This is a genomic window from Thermomonospora echinospora (assembly GCF_900108175.1).
Taxonomy (GTDB): Bacteria; Actinomycetota; Actinomycetes; order Streptosporangiales; family Streptosporangiaceae; genus Thermomonospora; species Thermomonospora echinospora.
Map to the genome: position 1 here is coordinate 118,046 of NZ_FNVO01000011.1, position 15,207 is coordinate 133,252.

Here is a 15,207-nt window from a genome sequence, read left to right on the forward strand (position 1 = left end):
GGCGGCGCGGTGAGAAGGCACCGCGACGGGCCCGGCGGCACACTTCGCCCCAGGAGCGCCGGATCGGGAAATCAGGAGAAGAGCAGGACCGAATCAGCGATCAGGCGGCCGCACCGGGGACGCACCACGTCCCGGGAGGGCCTCGCCGCACCACGGCGTACCGCAGAACGGCCTGCACGGGCGCGCACTCACCGGTACGCGCGCCGACGATCGGACGGGGCCAGGTGGAAGCCGACCCGGCCGCGAGGTACAGCAGGAACAGCAGCGGGCGCAGCACCCAGCCGGTCAGCTGCCGGACCAGAGCGCACAGCCGCGCCTCCCCCCACTCCAGCCAGGCGGAGGTCACCAGCACGCTCACCGCGTGCATCAGCAGCATCCCCAGGCCCGGAGTGCCGTGCTCCATCGCCTCCATACCCGCGGCCCCGCCCATGGGAGCAGCCGGCGCGGCCGGCGCCGGGGCGGCCCCCTGAGCCTTGGTCAGCAGAACATGCAGCACGACCTGCGACACAGCGGTGGCGGGCAGGATGGAGGCCAGGGTGCGTTCCCGGCCGGTCAACGCCAACGCGGGAACCACAATGACCAGAAACCCGGTCAGCACCGCCGACCGGTCAAGGGAGCCACCACCAGTGAGATGCCCGAGCGTGGCCAGAACGGCGCACGTGGCGGCGAAGCTCACCGCACGCACCCACCGCACCACCGACATCAGGCCCATAACGCTCGAATACTCCCATACCATGGCCGGGCCCGGTACCCTGACCGGCCGCGGCTGGACCTGGCCAGGTCATCACCTCATACCCGGCCTCGACGATCGCCGTGCGCACCACGGCCTTCCTCGACCGCGACGGCGGCGATGTCCAAGGCGGCGATCGGGTCGGCCCAGGACCAGCCGAGCAGGCTGTTGAGCGCCAGGGGCCCACCAGCAGCAGCTTTCCAGCTCGGCATCCGGGCAGGTGCAGTCGGCGGCCACCGTCACCACGGCGGTGCGCAGGTCGTCCAAGACGTGACCGAGGCGGGCGTCGGCCGGCTCGTAGCGGCCCCGGCGACCCTTGGAGACGGCGACCACCAGGCCGCAGTCGCGCAGGCACGTCAGATGCTTCGGCAGCCGCGTCCGGGAGACGCCCGGCCCTCGGCCAGGTCGACCGGATGCGCCGGGCCGCCGGTAGGGGGAACGGTGACAAGGTCACAGAACGGATCACTCCAACTGGAAGATGATCTTCCTTAGCGTGGAATCACCGCTAGGGACACCTGTCGTCGAAGCAGGTCAGGGAGTTTCGTCGGTTCCCCACTCGGGACGAGGGACCGCATGGTCGAAGCTTCGCTTCTTCCCGGCGGTCCCTCGTCGTTTTTTCCGGGGGGCGACCCCCGGACCCCCGCGTGTGGGGGCGCTGCCCCCACGCCCCCGCTTCGGGGGTGGGAGGCCTTGAGAGCTTGAGACCTTGGTGGCTTGGGAACTGGGGCTTGAGGGCTTGGGATCCGAGAGCTTGAGGGCTGGGAGCTTGGGGCCGGGAGCCTTGGGACGGGGCTGGGAGGCCCTGGGAGGCCCTGGGGACTTGTTGTCGCTGAGGGTGACTTCATGATTGCTCGGCGTTGTGTTGTGGGTGGGGCTTTGCCGGGGTGATCGCCGGTGGGGCGGGGTGGTCGTTGGTATTCGGCCCCCTGTTCTGGGGGGCGGGACTTTTTGACGGGCCGGTCGGGGTGTGCTCGGGGCTGGTGAGGGGCCGCCTGCCTGTTGTCTCTGTCTACCCGATCGGTCTGGTGGGTGGCCTACCCGTCTGGTCTGGGTTTTGTCGGACCTGATGGCGGAGGCGATGCCGTCCCTGCCGGTTCCCACTCGGGGCCGGGGGCGCATGGTCGCAGCCGGTCTTCCCGTGTGGACCCTCGCCGGTTCGTGAATATCTGGGCGGGGTCGGGTAGGGGGGTGGGACGCATTCGGAAGGGGGATGTCATGGCTTCGACGACCATGCAGATGCTGGAGACCTATCCGGCCGAGATCGAGCTCGACCGCCGCATGCTGGCCGAGGTGATCGACGCGTTGAAGGACTGCGCGCAGACCTGTACGGCGTGTGCGGACGCCTGTCTGTCCGAGCCGGTGGAGGAGTTGCAGAACCTGACCCGCTGCATCCGCGACAACCTCGACTGCGCGGAGATCTGCACCACCACCGCCTCGGTGCTGTCCCGGCACACCGGCTACGACGCCAACCTCACCCACGCGCAGGTCCAGTCCGCCATCCAGGCGACGAAGACCTGTGGCGACTCCTGCGACGAGCACCGCGACACCCATGAGCACTGCCGTATCTGCGCCGAGACGTGCCGGTCCACCGAGCAGGCGCTCAACGGCCTGCTCCCCCACCTGGAGCCCTCTGGCAAGGGCGCGCAGAGGCCCGGCCGGGCCGCCCCGCAGCAGGGTCGTTGATCCGCTGCGGCGTCCGAGCTCCTGACGTCTGTGTTCGCCGGACGTTGACGCCGTCTCACCGGACGGGAACGCCCGGCGGACGAGGGGACCGGTGCCGGCCGGACGTGCCGCCGGCCGGGTCTCTGGTGGGCGCTGAGCGGGTGGACGAGGGGGTCGGCGGCCGACCGCTCGGCGATGTGGGGGTTCAGCCGGTGGCGTCAGAGCTCCATCAGTCGGTCGGCGTCCGGCAGTTCGGCCGGCACGTTCGCCAGTGGTCGCCGATGAGGCCACCCCCGGCACCGGCTCGACGAGGTCGTCGGCGCCCCGGGGTGCTTCGCGAGCATGGCCGCCAGGCTCAGGCGGCAGGCTCGATGCTCAGCTCGCGGGCGAGGCAGGCGGCCAGCTCGGCGTTCAGCCGGTAGGCGGTGCGCACCTCCTCGATGATCCGCAGGCGCTCGGCCTCGTCCCAGGGCGCAGTGTCGAGGAGTTCCCGGTAGCGGTCCTTCAGCCGCTTCGGCCGCTCGGCGAAGCGGTAGAAGCGCACGCCCTCGTCGCCGGTCAGACCGTAGGTCCGCGACACCCGGTCACCGATGACCTGCCCGCCGGACAGGTCGCCGAGGTAGCGGGTGTAGTGGTGGGCCACGAAGCCGCCGGGCCAGTCGAAGCAGACCTCGCGCATCCGCTCGCAGTAGCGCCGGGTCGCCTCGTTGGCCGTGGTCCGCTCGGCCCAGTCCGGCCCGTGGAAGAACGCCAGGTCGGCCTGGAGGGCCTCGCGGCGGCGCAGGCCGTCCAGGTCGAACAGGCCGCCCACCTCGTCGTCGCGCATACGGTCGGCGGCCTCCTCCAGCAGGTCGTAGACGAAGTGCAACTGGCCGATCAGCGCGGCGTACTCCTCGCGGCCGAGCCGTCCCTCCAGCAGCGCGCTCATGTAGGTCGAGTCCTCGTTGTGGCCGTGATCGGCCCGGGTGGCTGCTCGCAGCCGGGCCGAGAACCGCTCCTGCATGGTCTCCGGGTGCTCACCGGCCACAGAGTCCTCCTTGATACCGGATAATTGATCAAGGTTAGGTTAGCCTTACCTAAATCATTTGGGAAGAGGTGGGCGAGGTCAGTGGCGAGACGGTGTCCATGCGGCCGTTCGCGGTGAGTCGTTCAGCACCGGCCCGCCGCCGGGACGAGCGACCGCCCCGGCGGCGGACGGCCGACGTCAGTGGGCACCGTTCTGGTCCCGCTGCGGCAGGCCCAGCGCGGCGCGCGCCTCGTCGTACATCCGCACCACCTCGGCCCGTACCTGCGCCCGCTCCGTCAACCGCCGGCTCCACGGGATGCGCACCGGCACGGATCCTCCGCCCGCCTCGACGGTGAAGTCGACGCCGTCGGCGTCCAGCCCGGTCAGCACCGCGGACGTGGCGTCCGGCAGGCCGCCCAGCGCCCGGACGATCAGCACCGAGTCCTCGACGTGGTCCTCGTTCATGTGCCGGGCGATCGCCGCGACCACGTCCTCGGAGAAGGTTTCCTGACTCATGTCCTGCCTTTCTGACGACTGTCGTCCCGCGCGCCTCAGCGGCGGGGAAGAATGATCGGACGGTCCGTGCGCGGGTGTGGCAGCACCTCGATGCCGTGCCGGTAGACCTCGCTGAGCAACGGCGCGGTGAGCACCTCCGGCGGCGGGCCGCAGGCCACCAGCCTTCCCCTGGACAGCATGGCGACCCGGTCGGCGTAGGCCGCGGCCAGGTCCAGGTCATGCACGACCGCCACGATCGCCCTGCCTCGTTCCGCTTCGGCGCACAGAGCCGAGAAGACCAGTTCCTGGTGGCCGATGTCCAAGGCCGAGGTCGGCTCGTCCAGCAGCAGCGTCTCGGTGTGCTGGGCCAGTACCCGGGCCAGCGCGGTCCGCGCCTGCTCCCCGCCCGACAGCGAGGTGAACGCCCTGTCCGCGAACTCGGCGATTCCGGCGTCCCGCATGGCCCGCAGCACCACGACGTCGTCCTCGTCCTCCAGCGGAGTGCCCGCCCACGGCGAGCGACCCATCCGGACGACGTCCGCCACGGTGAAGGAGAACGCCAGAGAGTGCTGCTGGGGCAGCACCGCACGGCGCATGGCCAGCTCGCGCGTCGTCCACGCCTCCAGCGGACGGCCCTGGAGCACGACCTCGCCCGCCGCCGGACGCAGGTCGCCGCTGAGCGCCGCCAGCAGTGTGGACTTGCCCGCCCCGTTGGGCCCCACCAGCATCAGCAACTCGCCGTGCCGGACCTGGAGGCCGACGTCCGACAACACGTCCCGCCCGGCACGCCGCACGAACACCCCGCGTGCGGCCAGCGCCACCTCGCCCCGTTCGACGGGCCCGGGAAGCCGCGGACGGCGGCGCAGACCGATCATCCCCAGCCTCCCGCCCGGTTGCGGGTGCGCCGCAGCAGCCAGAAGAAGAACGGCCCGCCCACCAGCGCGGTGAGCACGCCCAGCGGCAGTTCCTGGTAGGGGATCGAGGTACGGGCCACCAGATCGGCGGCGACCACCAGCACCGCCCCGCCCAGCGCGCTGGCCGGGATCAGGACCCGGTGCCCCGGCCCCACCGCCATCCGGACCAGGTGCGGCACCACCAGGCCGACGAACGAGATGATCCCGCTGAACGCCACCGCCGCCGAGGTGGTCAGGGCGATGACCGCGACCCCGGTGAGCCGTAGCCGTTCCACGTCCACCCCGAGCTGCCGGGCGGCCCGCTCGCCGAGCGCCAGCACGTCCAGCCGGCGGGCGCAGGCGCAGGACACCGCGAGACCGGCCGCCGTGCACGGCGCCACCGCGGCCACCGCGGGCCAGGTCGCCGAGGCCAGGCTGCCGAGCTGCCAGGACGTGATCGCGCGCAGCGCGTCGTTGCCGGAGGCGAACATCAGCAGGCCCAGCAGCGCCGAGGCGACCGCGGTCACCGCGATGCCGGTCAGCAGCAGCGTGACGACCTCGGTCCGGCCGCCCGACCGCGCCACCGCGTAGACCAGCAGCGTGGTGAGCAGCCCGGCCGCGAAGGCGGCCAGCACCACCGTCCAGTTGCCCAGCGCGTTCAGGCCGAACACGATCACGGCGGCGGCGCCCACCGCCGCGCCCGAGGAGACCCCGATGACCCCGGGCTCGGCCAGCGGGTTGCCGAACACGCCCTGCATCACCGCGCCGGCGCAGGCCAGCGACGCGCCGGTGACCGCCGCCAGGGCGACCCGGGGGAAGCGCACCACCCACAGCGCGTTCTCGGCCTGAGGGCCGGTCGGCTGCGGCCCGAGGTCCAGGCCGAGCCGGTGCATGACCGATCCGAGGACCTCCTGCGGGGGGATGCTGACCTGGCCGAGGCTGGCCGCCACGACGACCGCCACCACGAGGGCCACCGCCAGGGCGGCGATCAGCAGCCCGCCGCGCAGCGCACGCGTGTGCCGCGGGGCCTCCGGGGCGGCGGGCCCGGTCTCCGTCGTGCTCGTCATCGTGCCCCACAAGGCCGGTGGACGGCTTCGGCCAGCGCCCTGATGGTCTTGCCGGTGCGGGGGCCGAAGGTCAGCAACGCCCCGTCGTCGGCCGACACGATCCGCCGGTTCCGCCCGGCGGGTGTCTGGCCCACGCCGGGCAGCCTCACCAGGCCGTCCACGCCGCCGACCGATTCCAGGCCACCGGTCAGCACCAGGATCACGTCGGGCGCGGCGTTGATCATGCCTTCACTGGTCAGCGGCCGGAACCCGGCCAGCCCGGCGGCGGCTCCGGCGTCGGTGGCCCCGATCGCCTCGATCAGCGCGTCTGATCCGGCGCCCCGGCCGCCGATCAGGTAGACGCCCGCGGTGCCGCGCAGGTAGAGGAACGCGATGCGCAGCGGCTCGGCGCCCGCCGCCGACTCGGCGCGGGCCGCGTCGATCTGCTCGCCGACCTGCTCCTTGAGCGCGCGGCCAGCCTCCGGGACGCCCAGCGCGGCGGCGACCTCGGTGATGTGCTCGCCGATCGCCGGCAGGGTCTGCTGATCGCCGATCAGGACGACCGGGATCCCCGAGTCGCGCAACTGGTCCACCGCCCCGGCCGGGCCGATCCCGGCGTCCAGCAGCACCACGGTCGGGTCGAGCCGCAGGACGGCCTCGGCCGACAGGTCGTGCCCGTTGGTGGTCACCAGCGGCAGGTCGGCGGCGGCCTCGAACGTGGTGGAGGCGTCCCGGCCGACCACCCGGTCCCCCAGCCCCAGGCTGAAGACGATCTCGGCGATCGAGCCGTACATGTTGACTGCCAGGATCCGGTCGGCGCTGCGCACGGTCACCGGCCGCCCGTCGGCGGACTCGACGGTCACCGGCAGCTTCGGCGTGGGCGCCGGCTCGACCGGCTCGATCGCCTGGCCGGTCCGCACGACGGAGGGACCGCACGAGGCCGCCGGGTCCGTTCCCCCGGTCGCGGACGCACCGCCCACCGCGCACCCGCCCAGCCCCAGCGCCGCCAGCACGGCCAGGGTCGCGGTCCGCGCTCCGCGAACGCGGATCCGGAGTGCGGCGCTCACCGGCCGGGCTCCGGCTCGGCGGCGCGGGAGCGGCGGCGCAGCAGGAGGATTCCGCCCGCGGCGGCGATGATGACGGCGCCGCCGCCGGCCCACCAGACCGGGGAGACGCCCGCCGGACCGCCCGGCTCCGCGAACGAGACGGGGACGCGCACATCCTGGGAGCGGTCGGCGCTGCGGGTGTGGTCGGCGCGGGTGGCTACCACGCACTTCACCTCGGTGCAGTCGACCGTGTCGGACAGCTTGGCGGAGACGGTGATCGTGACCTCGAAGGAGCCGCCCTCCCCATAGGGGACGGCCAGGTTCCTGCCGTACGGCGGCGGATTGGACGACACCCAGTGGGAGCCCCCGGTGCTGCCGGTGGTGTCGGCGCCACCGCCGCACGGCGAGGGGGCCTTCCCGGGGCCGTTGTCCCGGCAGAAGGCGACGTAGACGCCCTTGCCGGTGTCGAAGCCCCGGCCGGTCACGGTGATCTTCTCACCGTCGGCCGCGACGTCGGCGGCCTTGGAGATCGTGAGGGTCTGGCCCCGGGGTCCGGTGGCCGAGACGCCGTCGGCGTACGCGCTCGGAGCGATCCACGCGGCCAGACCCAGGACGCCGAGCAGCAAGGGGGGTTTGAACGTTTTCATCATCTGTCCCAGCCATCGTCACCTTCATCACCGGCATCCGCTTTACACCGGATGGGGCAGCACTCTAGCTTAGGTTTGCCTAACTTTACTTAGGTGAGGCTTACCTAAGGAGAAATGTGTATGAGGTGGGGTCATCGGGTCCTGACCGCGGCCGCTGCCGTGGTCGCCGCCGGCCTGAGCTCGGTCCATATGGCCGCACCCGCGCACGCGGCGTCCCTGCGCGTGTCCCCGTCCGCGGGGCTGGACCCCGGTGGGCAGACGATCTCGGTCTCCGGCTCGGGCTTCGACCCTCGCCGCAACAACAGGTTCGGCGTGTACGTGGTGTTCGGTCCCCGGGGTGCCGACTTTCACAAGAACGCCAACGCCTACGGCGCCGCGGTCTGGGTGCACCCCGGCGGCAAGGGGGCGGGCGGCGGCCAGGCCCCGATGACCGACTCCGGCGCGTTCTCGGTCAGCCTGACGGTGAAGGCCGCCTACACCGACGGCGACGGCCGCTCGGTGGACTGCACCGCGACCCGCTGCTACGTGATGACGTTCGCCGCCCACGGCGTCGCCGACCGCAGCCAGGACACCGTGATCCCGGTGTCCTTCAAGGGCTCCGGCGGCTCGGGCGGCTCCGGTGACTCGGGCGGCTCGGGGCCGGGATCGGGTTCGGGTCCGGGATCGGGCTCCGGCCCGGGGACCGGTCGCGGGCTCACCAGCACGCCCGTCCCGGCGGGCACCGCCGCCCCGCAGAACTCCGTCTCGCAGAGCTCTCCTGCGAGCCCGGCCACCCCCATGACCGTCCAGCCGTTCCGGAACACCGCGTCCAGTGCCCCCGCCCAGTCCTCCTGGCCGTTCTGGCTGGCGACCGGTGGCGCGATCACGGCCGGTCTCACCGCACGCAACCTCGTCCGGCGCCGCCGCCTGCGCCGTTCCTGACACCCGCCGTGCCCGCTACGGCCGGAGCGCGGAGACGGCGGAGGCCGCTCCCTCCCGTCCCCTCCCTTCCCGCGGGCCACCGTCTCCGGCGTGCCCCCACGCCGGTTCCCTCACGCAAGGAGAATCCATGAAGTTCGCTTTCCGACGCGTCCTGCGCGGCACCGCCGTCATGACCGGCGCCGGTCTGCTCGGGCTCGGCCTGACCGCGGCCCCCGCCCATGCGGACAGCCTCTCGGTCACCGTCACCCCGACGGCCGAGGCCGACCCCGACGGCCAGGACATCCGCGTCACCGGCTCCGGGTTCGACCCCGGCAAGAACAACGGCTTCGGCATCTACGTCGCGTTCGGCCCCAAGAACGGCGACGACTGGTACACCAACGCCAACGCCTTCCAGGCCACCAAGTGGGTGCACAAGAACGCCTCCACCAGCCCCGGCCAGGCCAAGCTGAACGCCGACGGCACCTTCGACCTCACCCTGACCGGAATCAAGGCCCAGTACACCGACGGTGACGGCAACCAGGTCGACTGCCTCACCACGCAGTGCTACGTCCTCACCTTCACCGCGCACGGCCTGCCCGACCGTAGCCAAGACACCCTCACCCCGGTGACGTTCGTCGGTGGCGAGAACCCGGGCGGTGAGAACCCCGGTGGCGAGAACCCCGGAGGGAGCAGCAAGGACCAGCTCATCACCACCAACGTCACCCGGGTCGGCGCGCTGAGCCTGTCGGTCGCGGGCACCAACGTGACGCTGAGCGACGCCGAGCCCGGCGGCAACTCCACCGGCACCCTCAACACCGCCACCGTGACCGACGCGCGCGGCACCGACGCCGGCTGGAGCCTGGTCGGCCAGATGAGCGACCTGGCCGCGGCCGAGGGCGGCGCCATCCCGGCCGCCAACATGGCGTGGACCCCGAACGCCGCCGTGGTGAACGACGGCTCCAACGGCACGGTCGTCCCCGGCCCGTCCGTCCGCGGCCTGGACGCCGCCCGCACCCTGGCCTCCTCCGAGGCCGGCGCCAGCGGCGGCATCTTCCAGGCCGGCGCCGGGCTGGACCTGCTGATCCCGGCCGGCGCCGCCCCCGGCGCCTACGTCGGCACCCTCACCCTGACCCTGTCCTGACCCCGGGCGCGGCGCCGTCCCGGCCGGGACGGCGCCGCGCCGCATCCCTGGCGGAGCCCTCCATGACCACAGCGGCTGCCCTCGCGGCCGGCCTCACCCTGACGGCGGCGGCCCTCGCTCCCGTCCCCGCGGCGGCGCACGGCGCCCCGGCGGCACCCGGTGCGGACGACCTGACCTGGGCCGTGCGGCCCTCGGGCCCCACAGGCCCCAGCGGACGCGACTACTTCGTCTATACCGCGTCCCCGGGCCAGACGATCAAGGACAAGGTGTCCATCTCCAACCTCAGCGGCCGGACGCTGACGTTCCGGGTGTACGCCACCGACGCCTTCAACACCGCCGACGGCGCGTTCACCCTGCTCACCGCCGACCGCGCACCCACCGGCATCGGCACGTGGCTGAAGTTCGGCGGGGGCTTCCACAGCGTCAAGGCGGGCAAGACCGTGCAGGTGCCGTTCACCCTCACGGTGCCGCACGACGCCACGCCGGGCGACCACGGCGGCGGCATCATCGCCTCCATCACCCAGCAGCAGACCACCGCGCGGGGGCAGCGCGTCAACGTCGACCGGCGCGTGGCCGCCCGCGTCTACCTGCGGGCACAGGGGCCCGTCACGCCCTCTCTGCAGATCTCCGAGCTGCGCACCGGCTATTCCGCCCCGGTGCTGGGCGGCGGCCGGATGAAGGTCACCTACACCGTCCGCAACACCGGCAACATCCGGGTGACCGCCCTGGCCCGGATCGGCGTCCAAGGCCCCTTCGGGGTCCCGCTGGGCGGGCGGGCGTCCCGGCGGATCCCCGAACTGCTGCCCGGCAACAGCTACACCTTCACCGAACAGGTCGGCGGGATCGCCCCCGCCGGACGGCTGACCGCCTCGGTCCGCCTCTCCCTCACCGACCCGCAGAACGGCACGCCCCTGGCCGCCCGTCCCGTCGCGCGCCGCTCCTCGCTTTGGAACGTCCCATGGCTCCCGATCTCCGTCGTCCTGGTCATCGCCGCCGCCCTGGTCGTGCGGCGCCGCCGTCCCGGAGCGGCCCGGTGAAGGCGCGCGCCGGCCGGGTCGCCGTCCTGGCCCTGGGCATCCTGGGCGTCCTGCCCGCCGCCCCGGCCCACGCCGCCCCCGCCATCGACCTGGACCGCGACACGGTCAAGCCCGGCCAGACGGTCACCGTCCGCCTCACCGGCTGGGATCCCGGCAACCTGCTGGTGGAGTTGTGCGGCAACGAGGCCCGGCGCGGCACCGCCGACTGTGCCGTCGCCTCCTCGGCCACCACCCACGTCCGGGAGGGCGAGGCCGCCACCGTCCTGCTCAACGTCACCGCCCCGCCGGTCGGATGCCCCTGCGTGATCTCGGTCCGCCCGGTCACCGGCGGCACCCCCCGCACCGTCCCCATCACGGTGACGGACGTGCCCGTCCTCTCGCCGTCCCAGCGCCGCACCGCCACCGCCGCCGGGGCTGACCGCCAGATCACCGCCACCAAGGTGACCGTGCGCGGCGGCGGCTTCGGCGAGTCCTGGTTCGGCGGCACGGCCCACCGCACCCTTCGCGTCACCCTGCTCAACGAGGGCGACGCCCCTTTGACCGACCCGCCCCTGTCCCTCACCGCGGGCCGCGGCTCCGAGCCCGCCGACCTGGTCACCGCCCCGGCCCTGGGCACCCTGGCCCCCGGCGAGGAGCGCACCTACGAGATCCCGGTCTCCCTGCCCGCCCCCGCTTTCGGCCGCTACACCATTCGCGGCGAGATCACCGGCGTCGACGAGCCCATTGCGTTCACCGCCACCACCTCCTCCTACCCCTGGGCACTCCCCGTTCTGGCGGCCCTGCTCATCCCACTGCCCGCGCTGACCCGCCGAAGGCCGCCTGCACGCGGCACCGCGCTGGACGCCGGCACAGTCCGTCCGGCCACCTCCTTCACGATGAACCAGACGGTGGCCGCCAACGTCGCCTGGTGGTCGCGTATCCGCGAGCTGCCCCCCGAGTCGGTCGCCGACTCCCTGGCCTCCCTGACCGGCCGCCCGCGCACCCCCGCCGACCTGGCCTCGGCCAACCCCGTCTGTTCCTTCGATGCCGACGACCTGCAGGCCCTCAGCCAGATCCTCGACATCCCCCTCCCGGCCCTCCTGCTCCCCGCCCCGGCCCCCGACAAGCCCGAAAGCCCTCCCAAGCCCGCCCGCCGGACGAAGGACGCCCCCCGGCCGCCCGAGAAGAGCACCCCGACGGTCCCTCTCCCCATACGCCCCGACCAGTCGGCGAAGTGATCTCGGGCCACCGTCCTGGCCCCGCCACCGCAAGCCGAGCGAAAGACGGTTGGGCGGGCTTTATCCGCTGAGCAGGAGAGGCGCGTTGCCGACCGTGTGGGCGACAATGCAGGGGAACAGGTTCCGGGTCCGTGCGTACAGGATGGTGGGCAGGAGGGCTCCCACCGCGACCACGGTCAGGGAACTGGCCCAGCCTGATCCCGGGATGTGGCTGCCGACGAAGATCGCGTACGCGGCGGCTGCGGCGAGTGCGGGTCTGCCGGTGAGGTCGATGACCCGTTCGATGAGGAAGCCGCGGAAGAACAGTTCCTCCACGACCGCCGCATTGATGATCAGGTGTGCGAGCTGGACGGTGGACAGCGATGCGATGATCTGGTCGGTCTGCGTGGACTGCTCCGGTTGCCCGCCGGTCACCAGCAGGTGCAGGCCGACCCCCGCCATCGTCATCGGCAACGCCAGCGACGCCGCGACGAGCAGGTGCTTGCGGTGCGGCTTGTCCAGACCGAGTGAAGACGGCGGCCGGCGTTCGACCGTCAGCACGAACACCAGCAGCAGTACGGTGGCGGCCCAGCGCAGCACCAGGGTGGCCATGAACCAGGCGGCGTCGTCGTCGGTGCCGTCGGCCAGCAGCCCCAGGCCTTTCAAGGCGTCGGCGATCGGCTCGGTGAGTGGCTGGCCGATGGTCGGGATGAACCACAGCAGCGTGCCGACGGCCAGCGCCGCCGCCGGCCAGACCCGAGCGCGTGGCGGTTCGCTCATCGGTGTGCCTCCCCGCCGCCACAGGCCACGACCTTGGTCCCCGCCGCCTGTTCCAGGACACGCCGGGGCTGTGCACACAGCACCGGCAGCCAATCAAGCCAGACCAGCGGCCCCAGGAGTAGACCAATGCGCCGGAGGATGCCCGCCCACATCGGGATCCTGAGCCCTTCGGTGGTGACCACTTTGAGTCCGCACAGCCGCTTGCCCGGCGTGGTGCCGGTGCGCGATTCCAGCATCCCCAGCCCGAGAACGGACCAGGCCAGAGCGATCGGCACACCGACGCCGTAAAGCAGGCCGGCGCCCTGGTAGGGGTCGGCCTCGCAGGTGAACGGGAGTGTCCCGACGCAGACACCACCGACCTCGACGACCAGGAACGGCGGGAAGGCCAGCCCCATCGTCCACTCGTCCGGTCCGGCCAGCCGAACCAGTTGGTGGATGAGCAGCGCGACCGTCACACCGGCCAGCGGCAGGTTGTCCAGCAACGCGGCGGCCAGCCGCCGGCCGCCGGCCGCCGGCGGTGCGGGATGGTCGTGGGCGAAGGCCCTGGCGGCCGCCGCGGGATCGCCCAGCCGCCGCAGCGTCTGGTCCAGTTCACCGGCCGCGGCGGCATCGGACAGATGATCGACCAGCTCGGCCCGGGCCCGTGACCGTTCCCTCGCCGGTCCGGCCAGCCGCCGCTCGAACGCATCGGCGTAGGCGGCGATGGTGGTCTCGTGGTCGGTCATGTCGGCTCCTCGTCGAGGAGGTGCCCCATCGCCTCGACCAGCGCTGCCCACTCGGCGCGCAGCACGGCGAGATGGGCGCGGCCCTCCGGCGTGATGGAGTAGTACTTGCGCGGTCTGGACCGCCCCTCAGCCTCCCAGGCCGCGGTGATGAGACCGGCGTCCTCCAGCCGGTGCAGCAACGGGTAGAGCGTCCCTTCCTTGATCTCCAGGACGCCGCCGCCCGCCTGTCCGAGCCGCTTCATCAGCTCGTAGCCGTATCTGCGCTGCGACGCCAGCACCGACAGCACGGCCAGCTCGGTGGTCCCCCGCGCCAGCTCCCGCCGCAGCCGGGCGGCCGGTCCCGCCGGCACTGGCTCCGGCCACTCGCCGACGTTCACGGGACGCTTGGACACCTGAGCATCGTATGACCTAATACCTCGGGCAACAAGGTAAATGTGTGACCGATACGAAGCCGTGGCGCCCGTATGCGGCTCGCCGACCGGCCCCGGCCCTGCTCCGCCCGGTCGTCCTGGCCGCCGTGCTGCCTCGTTCCTTGGGGGAGCGTGCGGCGGGGGTTGACCTGGTGGGGAGTGTCGGCGGCCTACGCTGCGTACCGTGATTGCTTCGCTGCTGAGGGTGCTTGCTGGGGGTGGGCGGCCTTGGTGGGCGGGGGCAGGACCGGGTGGGTTGCGCGTTGGGGTGAGGTTCGGGGCGGTGGGGGCTTGAAGCGTGTGGGTGCGCTTGTGCTGGCGGTGGGTGTCGTCGTGGTCGGGTGTTCGACGGCGGACCGTACGTCCGGTGGGTCGCATGAGCATGGGAGCGGTGGAGGCCCTGTGCCGGCTGCGCCGCCTCCGCCGAGGGCGAGGAATGCCTCGGTGGACGTGTACGCCCATGGGCGGGCCGGGATGCTCAGCCCGGTCGTACGGGGCATGCCCGCGCGGGTTTACGTACCGAACTCCGAGAGCGATGACGTCATCGTGTTCGACCAGCGGACCTTCAAGGAGGTAGGGCGCTTTCGGGTGGGGCGGCGGCCGCAGCACGTGGTGCCGTCGTGGGACCTGCGGACGTTGTGGGTCAACGACAACGACTCCAACGACCTGATCCCGATCGATCCCTGGACCGGGAAGCCCGGGAGGCGGGTGCCGGTCGAGGACCCGTACAACATGTACTTCACCGTGGACGGGCGGTTCGCGGTCGTCATGGCCGAGCGGTTGCAGCGCATCGACTTCCGGGACGCGCGGACGATGCGGCTGCAGCGGAGCCTGCCGGTGCCGTGCCGGGGCCCGAACCACGCCGACTTCTCGGTGAACGGGGACTTCTTCGTCACGGCGTGCGAGTTCTCCGGGGATCTGGTGCGGGTCGACACCCGCCGGCAGCGGGTCACCGGTGTGCTGAACCTGGCGCGAGGGGCGATGCCGCAGGACGTCAAGCTCTCCCCGGACGGCAGCACGTTCTACGTCGCGGACATGATGTCCGGCGGGATCTGGGCGATCGACGCGGCGACCTTCCGCAAGACCGGGTTCATCCGTACCGGGGCGGGAGCCCACGGGCTTTACGTGAGCCGTGATTCCCAGCACATGTACGTCAGCAACCGGGGTGAGGGCTCCATCTCGGTGTTCTCGTTCGCCACCGGCCGGGTCGTCCAGCGGTGGCGGCTGCCCGGCGGCGGATCACCCGACATGGGCGGCGTGTCCGCCGACGGGAAAGTGCTGTGGCTGTCGGGCCGCTACCACTCGGAGGTGTACGCCATCTCCACCGCCGACGGCCGGCTGATCCGCAGGCTCCGGGTCGGGAAGGGGCCGCACGGCCTGTGCGTCTATCCCCAGCCGGGCCGCTATTCGCTGGGGCATACCGGCGTCCTCCGCTGAGCGCCCGCCCTGGTGAAGCCGGTGGCGGGCCGGGTCGCGCCTTCCGGGACGGCTGA

The 15,207-nt window shown here is 72.5% G+C and carries 17 protein-coding genes; 6 read left to right on the top strand and 11 right to left on the bottom strand.

Annotation, left to right across the window (positions count from 1 at the left end; genetic code table 11):
- Positions 1-100 precede the first annotated feature (100 nt).
- Positions 101-712: a hypothetical protein gene (locus C4U03_RS23745; protein WP_160147074.1), complete on the bottom strand. Its 612-nt coding sequence runs from the start codon at positions 710-712 to the stop codon at positions 101-103.
- Positions 713-789: 77 nt separating this feature from the next.
- Positions 790-942, bottom strand: a complete 153-nt coding sequence (locus tag C4U03_RS23750) for a hypothetical protein (protein WP_235018072.1) — start codon at positions 940-942, stop codon at positions 790-792.
- A 1,003-nt stretch (positions 943-1,945) separates the two neighbouring features.
- Here C4U03_RS23750 and C4U03_RS23760 point away from each other — a divergent pair.
- On the top strand, positions 1,946-2,413 hold the full coding sequence (locus tag C4U03_RS23760; protein WP_103940182.1) for a four-helix bundle copper-binding protein: 468 nt from the start codon (positions 1,946-1,948) through the stop codon (positions 2,411-2,413).
- Between the two features lie 334 nt (positions 2,414-2,747).
- On the opposite strand, the gene C4U03_RS23765 is transcribed toward C4U03_RS23760, so the two are convergent.
- From C4U03_RS23765 to C4U03_RS23790, 6 genes are all read right to left on the bottom strand, one after another.
- The gene (locus C4U03_RS23765) at positions 2,748-3,419 is read right to left on the bottom strand and encodes a biliverdin-producing heme oxygenase (protein ID WP_235018073.1); all 672 of its coding nucleotides are present in this window, start codon (positions 3,417-3,419) and stop codon (positions 2,748-2,750) included.
- 177 nt (positions 3,420-3,596) lie between these two features.
- A complete protein-coding gene (locus tag C4U03_RS23770) occupies positions 3,597-3,914 on the bottom strand; it encodes a DUF2470 domain-containing protein (protein WP_103940184.1) in 318 nt (105 codons plus the stop codon).
- A 35-nt stretch (positions 3,915-3,949) separates the two neighbouring features.
- Positions 3,950-4,768, bottom strand: coding sequence for a heme ABC transporter ATP-binding protein (locus tag C4U03_RS23775; protein ID WP_103940186.1), 819 nt, complete (start codon positions 4,766-4,768; stop codon positions 3,950-3,952).
- A complete protein-coding gene (locus C4U03_RS23780; RefSeq protein WP_103940188.1) occupies positions 4,765-5,853 on the bottom strand; it encodes a FecCD family ABC transporter permease in 1,089 nt (362 codons plus the stop codon). The genes C4U03_RS23775 and C4U03_RS23780 overlap by 4 nt, the downstream gene beginning before the upstream one ends.
- Entirely contained in the window at positions 5,850-6,899 is a 1,050-nt protein-coding gene (locus C4U03_RS23785; RefSeq protein ID WP_235018074.1) for a heme/hemin ABC transporter substrate-binding protein, read from the bottom strand. The genes C4U03_RS23780 and C4U03_RS23785 overlap by 4 nt, the downstream gene beginning before the upstream one ends.
- Positions 6,896-7,528: a hypothetical protein gene (locus C4U03_RS23790; protein WP_235018075.1), complete on the bottom strand. Its 633-nt coding sequence runs from the start codon at positions 7,526-7,528 to the stop codon at positions 6,896-6,898. The genes C4U03_RS23785 and C4U03_RS23790 overlap by 4 nt, the downstream gene beginning before the upstream one ends.
- A gap of 117 nt (positions 7,529-7,645) precedes the next feature.
- On the opposite strand from C4U03_RS23790, the gene C4U03_RS23795 reads away from it, so the two are divergent.
- From C4U03_RS23795 to C4U03_RS23810, 4 genes are all read left to right on the top strand, one after another.
- Positions 7,646-8,446, top strand: a complete 801-nt coding sequence (locus tag C4U03_RS23795) for a hypothetical protein (protein WP_103940190.1) — start codon at positions 7,646-7,648, stop codon at positions 8,444-8,446.
- A 127-nt stretch (positions 8,447-8,573) separates the two neighbouring features.
- Positions 8,574-9,566 (top strand): WxL domain-containing protein, encoded by a 993-nt coding sequence (locus C4U03_RS23800; RefSeq protein WP_103940192.1) that lies wholly within the window; start codon positions 8,574-8,576, stop codon positions 9,564-9,566.
- Positions 9,567-9,628: 62 nt separating this feature from the next.
- Entirely contained in the window at positions 9,629-10,603 is a 975-nt protein-coding gene (locus tag C4U03_RS23805; RefSeq protein ID WP_103940194.1) for a WxL protein peptidoglycan domain-containing protein, read from the top strand.
- Positions 10,600-11,820 (top strand): COG1361 family protein, encoded by a 1,221-nt coding sequence (locus tag C4U03_RS23810; RefSeq protein ID WP_103940196.1) that lies wholly within the window; start codon positions 10,600-10,602, stop codon positions 11,818-11,820. Before C4U03_RS23805 ends, C4U03_RS23810 begins: the two co-directional genes overlap by 4 nt.
- Before the next feature lie 60 nt (positions 11,821-11,880).
- On the opposite strand, the gene C4U03_RS23815 is transcribed toward C4U03_RS23810, so the two are convergent.
- The 3 genes from C4U03_RS23815 to C4U03_RS40560 are packed head-to-tail and all read right to left on the bottom strand — an operon-like array spanning position 11,881 to position 13,696.
- Entirely contained in the window at positions 11,881-12,579 is a 699-nt protein-coding gene (locus C4U03_RS23815) for a CPBP family intramembrane glutamic endopeptidase (RefSeq protein WP_103940198.1), read from the bottom strand.
- Entirely contained in the window at positions 12,576-13,304 is a 729-nt protein-coding gene (locus C4U03_RS23820; RefSeq protein ID WP_103940200.1) for an RDD family protein, read from the bottom strand. The genes C4U03_RS23815 and C4U03_RS23820 overlap by 4 nt, the downstream gene beginning before the upstream one ends.
- Positions 13,301-13,696: a PadR family transcriptional regulator gene (locus C4U03_RS40560; RefSeq protein WP_160147075.1), complete on the bottom strand. Its 396-nt coding sequence runs from the start codon at positions 13,694-13,696 to the stop codon at positions 13,301-13,303. Before C4U03_RS40560 ends, C4U03_RS23820 begins: the two co-directional genes overlap by 4 nt.
- 462 nt (positions 13,697-14,158) lie before the next feature.
- Between C4U03_RS40560 and C4U03_RS23830 the strand changes: the two genes are divergently transcribed.
- On the top strand, positions 14,159-15,151 hold the full coding sequence (locus C4U03_RS23830; RefSeq protein WP_235018076.1) for a YVTN family beta-propeller repeat protein: 993 nt from the start codon (positions 14,159-14,161) through the stop codon (positions 15,149-15,151).
- The last annotated feature ends 56 nt before the right edge of the window (positions 15,152-15,207 follow it).

What these genes read in the sequence shown, in the direction of transcription:
- C4U03_RS23745 (WP_160147074.1), bottom strand. Translation starts at nt 712, where the DNA reads ATGGGCCTGATGTCGGTGGTGCGGTGGGTGCGTGCGGTGAGCTTCGCC.
- C4U03_RS23750 (WP_235018072.1), bottom strand. Translation starts at nt 942, where the DNA reads ATGCCGAGCTGGAAAGCTGCTGCTGGTGGGCCCCTGGCGCTCAACAGC.
- C4U03_RS23760 (WP_103940182.1), top strand. Translation starts at nt 1,946, where the DNA reads ATGGCTTCGACGACCATGCAGATGCTGGAGACCTATCCGGCCGAGATC.
- C4U03_RS23770 (WP_103940184.1), bottom strand. Translation starts at nt 3,914, where the DNA reads ATGAGTCAGGAAACCTTCTCCGAGGACGTGGTCGCGGCGATCGCCCGG.
- C4U03_RS23775 (WP_103940186.1), bottom strand. Translation starts at nt 4,768, where the DNA reads ATGATCGGTCTGCGCCGCCGTCCGCGGCTTCCCGGGCCCGTCGAACGG.
- C4U03_RS23780 (WP_103940188.1), bottom strand. Translation starts at nt 5,853, where the DNA reads ATGACGAGCACGACGGAGACCGGGCCCGCCGCCCCGGAGGCCCCGCGG.
- C4U03_RS23790 (WP_235018075.1), bottom strand. Translation starts at nt 7,528, where the DNA reads ATGATGAAAACGTTCAAACCCCCCTTGCTGCTCGGCGTCCTGGGTCTG.
- C4U03_RS23795 (WP_103940190.1), top strand. Translation starts at nt 7,646, where the DNA reads ATGAGGTGGGGTCATCGGGTCCTGACCGCGGCCGCTGCCGTGGTCGCC.
- C4U03_RS23800 (WP_103940192.1), top strand. Translation starts at nt 8,574, where the DNA reads ATGAAGTTCGCTTTCCGACGCGTCCTGCGCGGCACCGCCGTCATGACC.
- C4U03_RS23805 (WP_103940194.1), top strand. Translation starts at nt 9,629, where the DNA reads ATGACCACAGCGGCTGCCCTCGCGGCCGGCCTCACCCTGACGGCGGCG.
- C4U03_RS23815 (WP_103940198.1), bottom strand. Translation starts at nt 12,579, where the DNA reads ATGAGCGAACCGCCACGCGCTCGGGTCTGGCCGGCGGCGGCGCTGGCC.
- C4U03_RS23820 (WP_103940200.1), bottom strand. Translation starts at nt 13,304, where the DNA reads ATGACCGACCACGAGACCACCATCGCCGCCTACGCCGATGCGTTCGAG.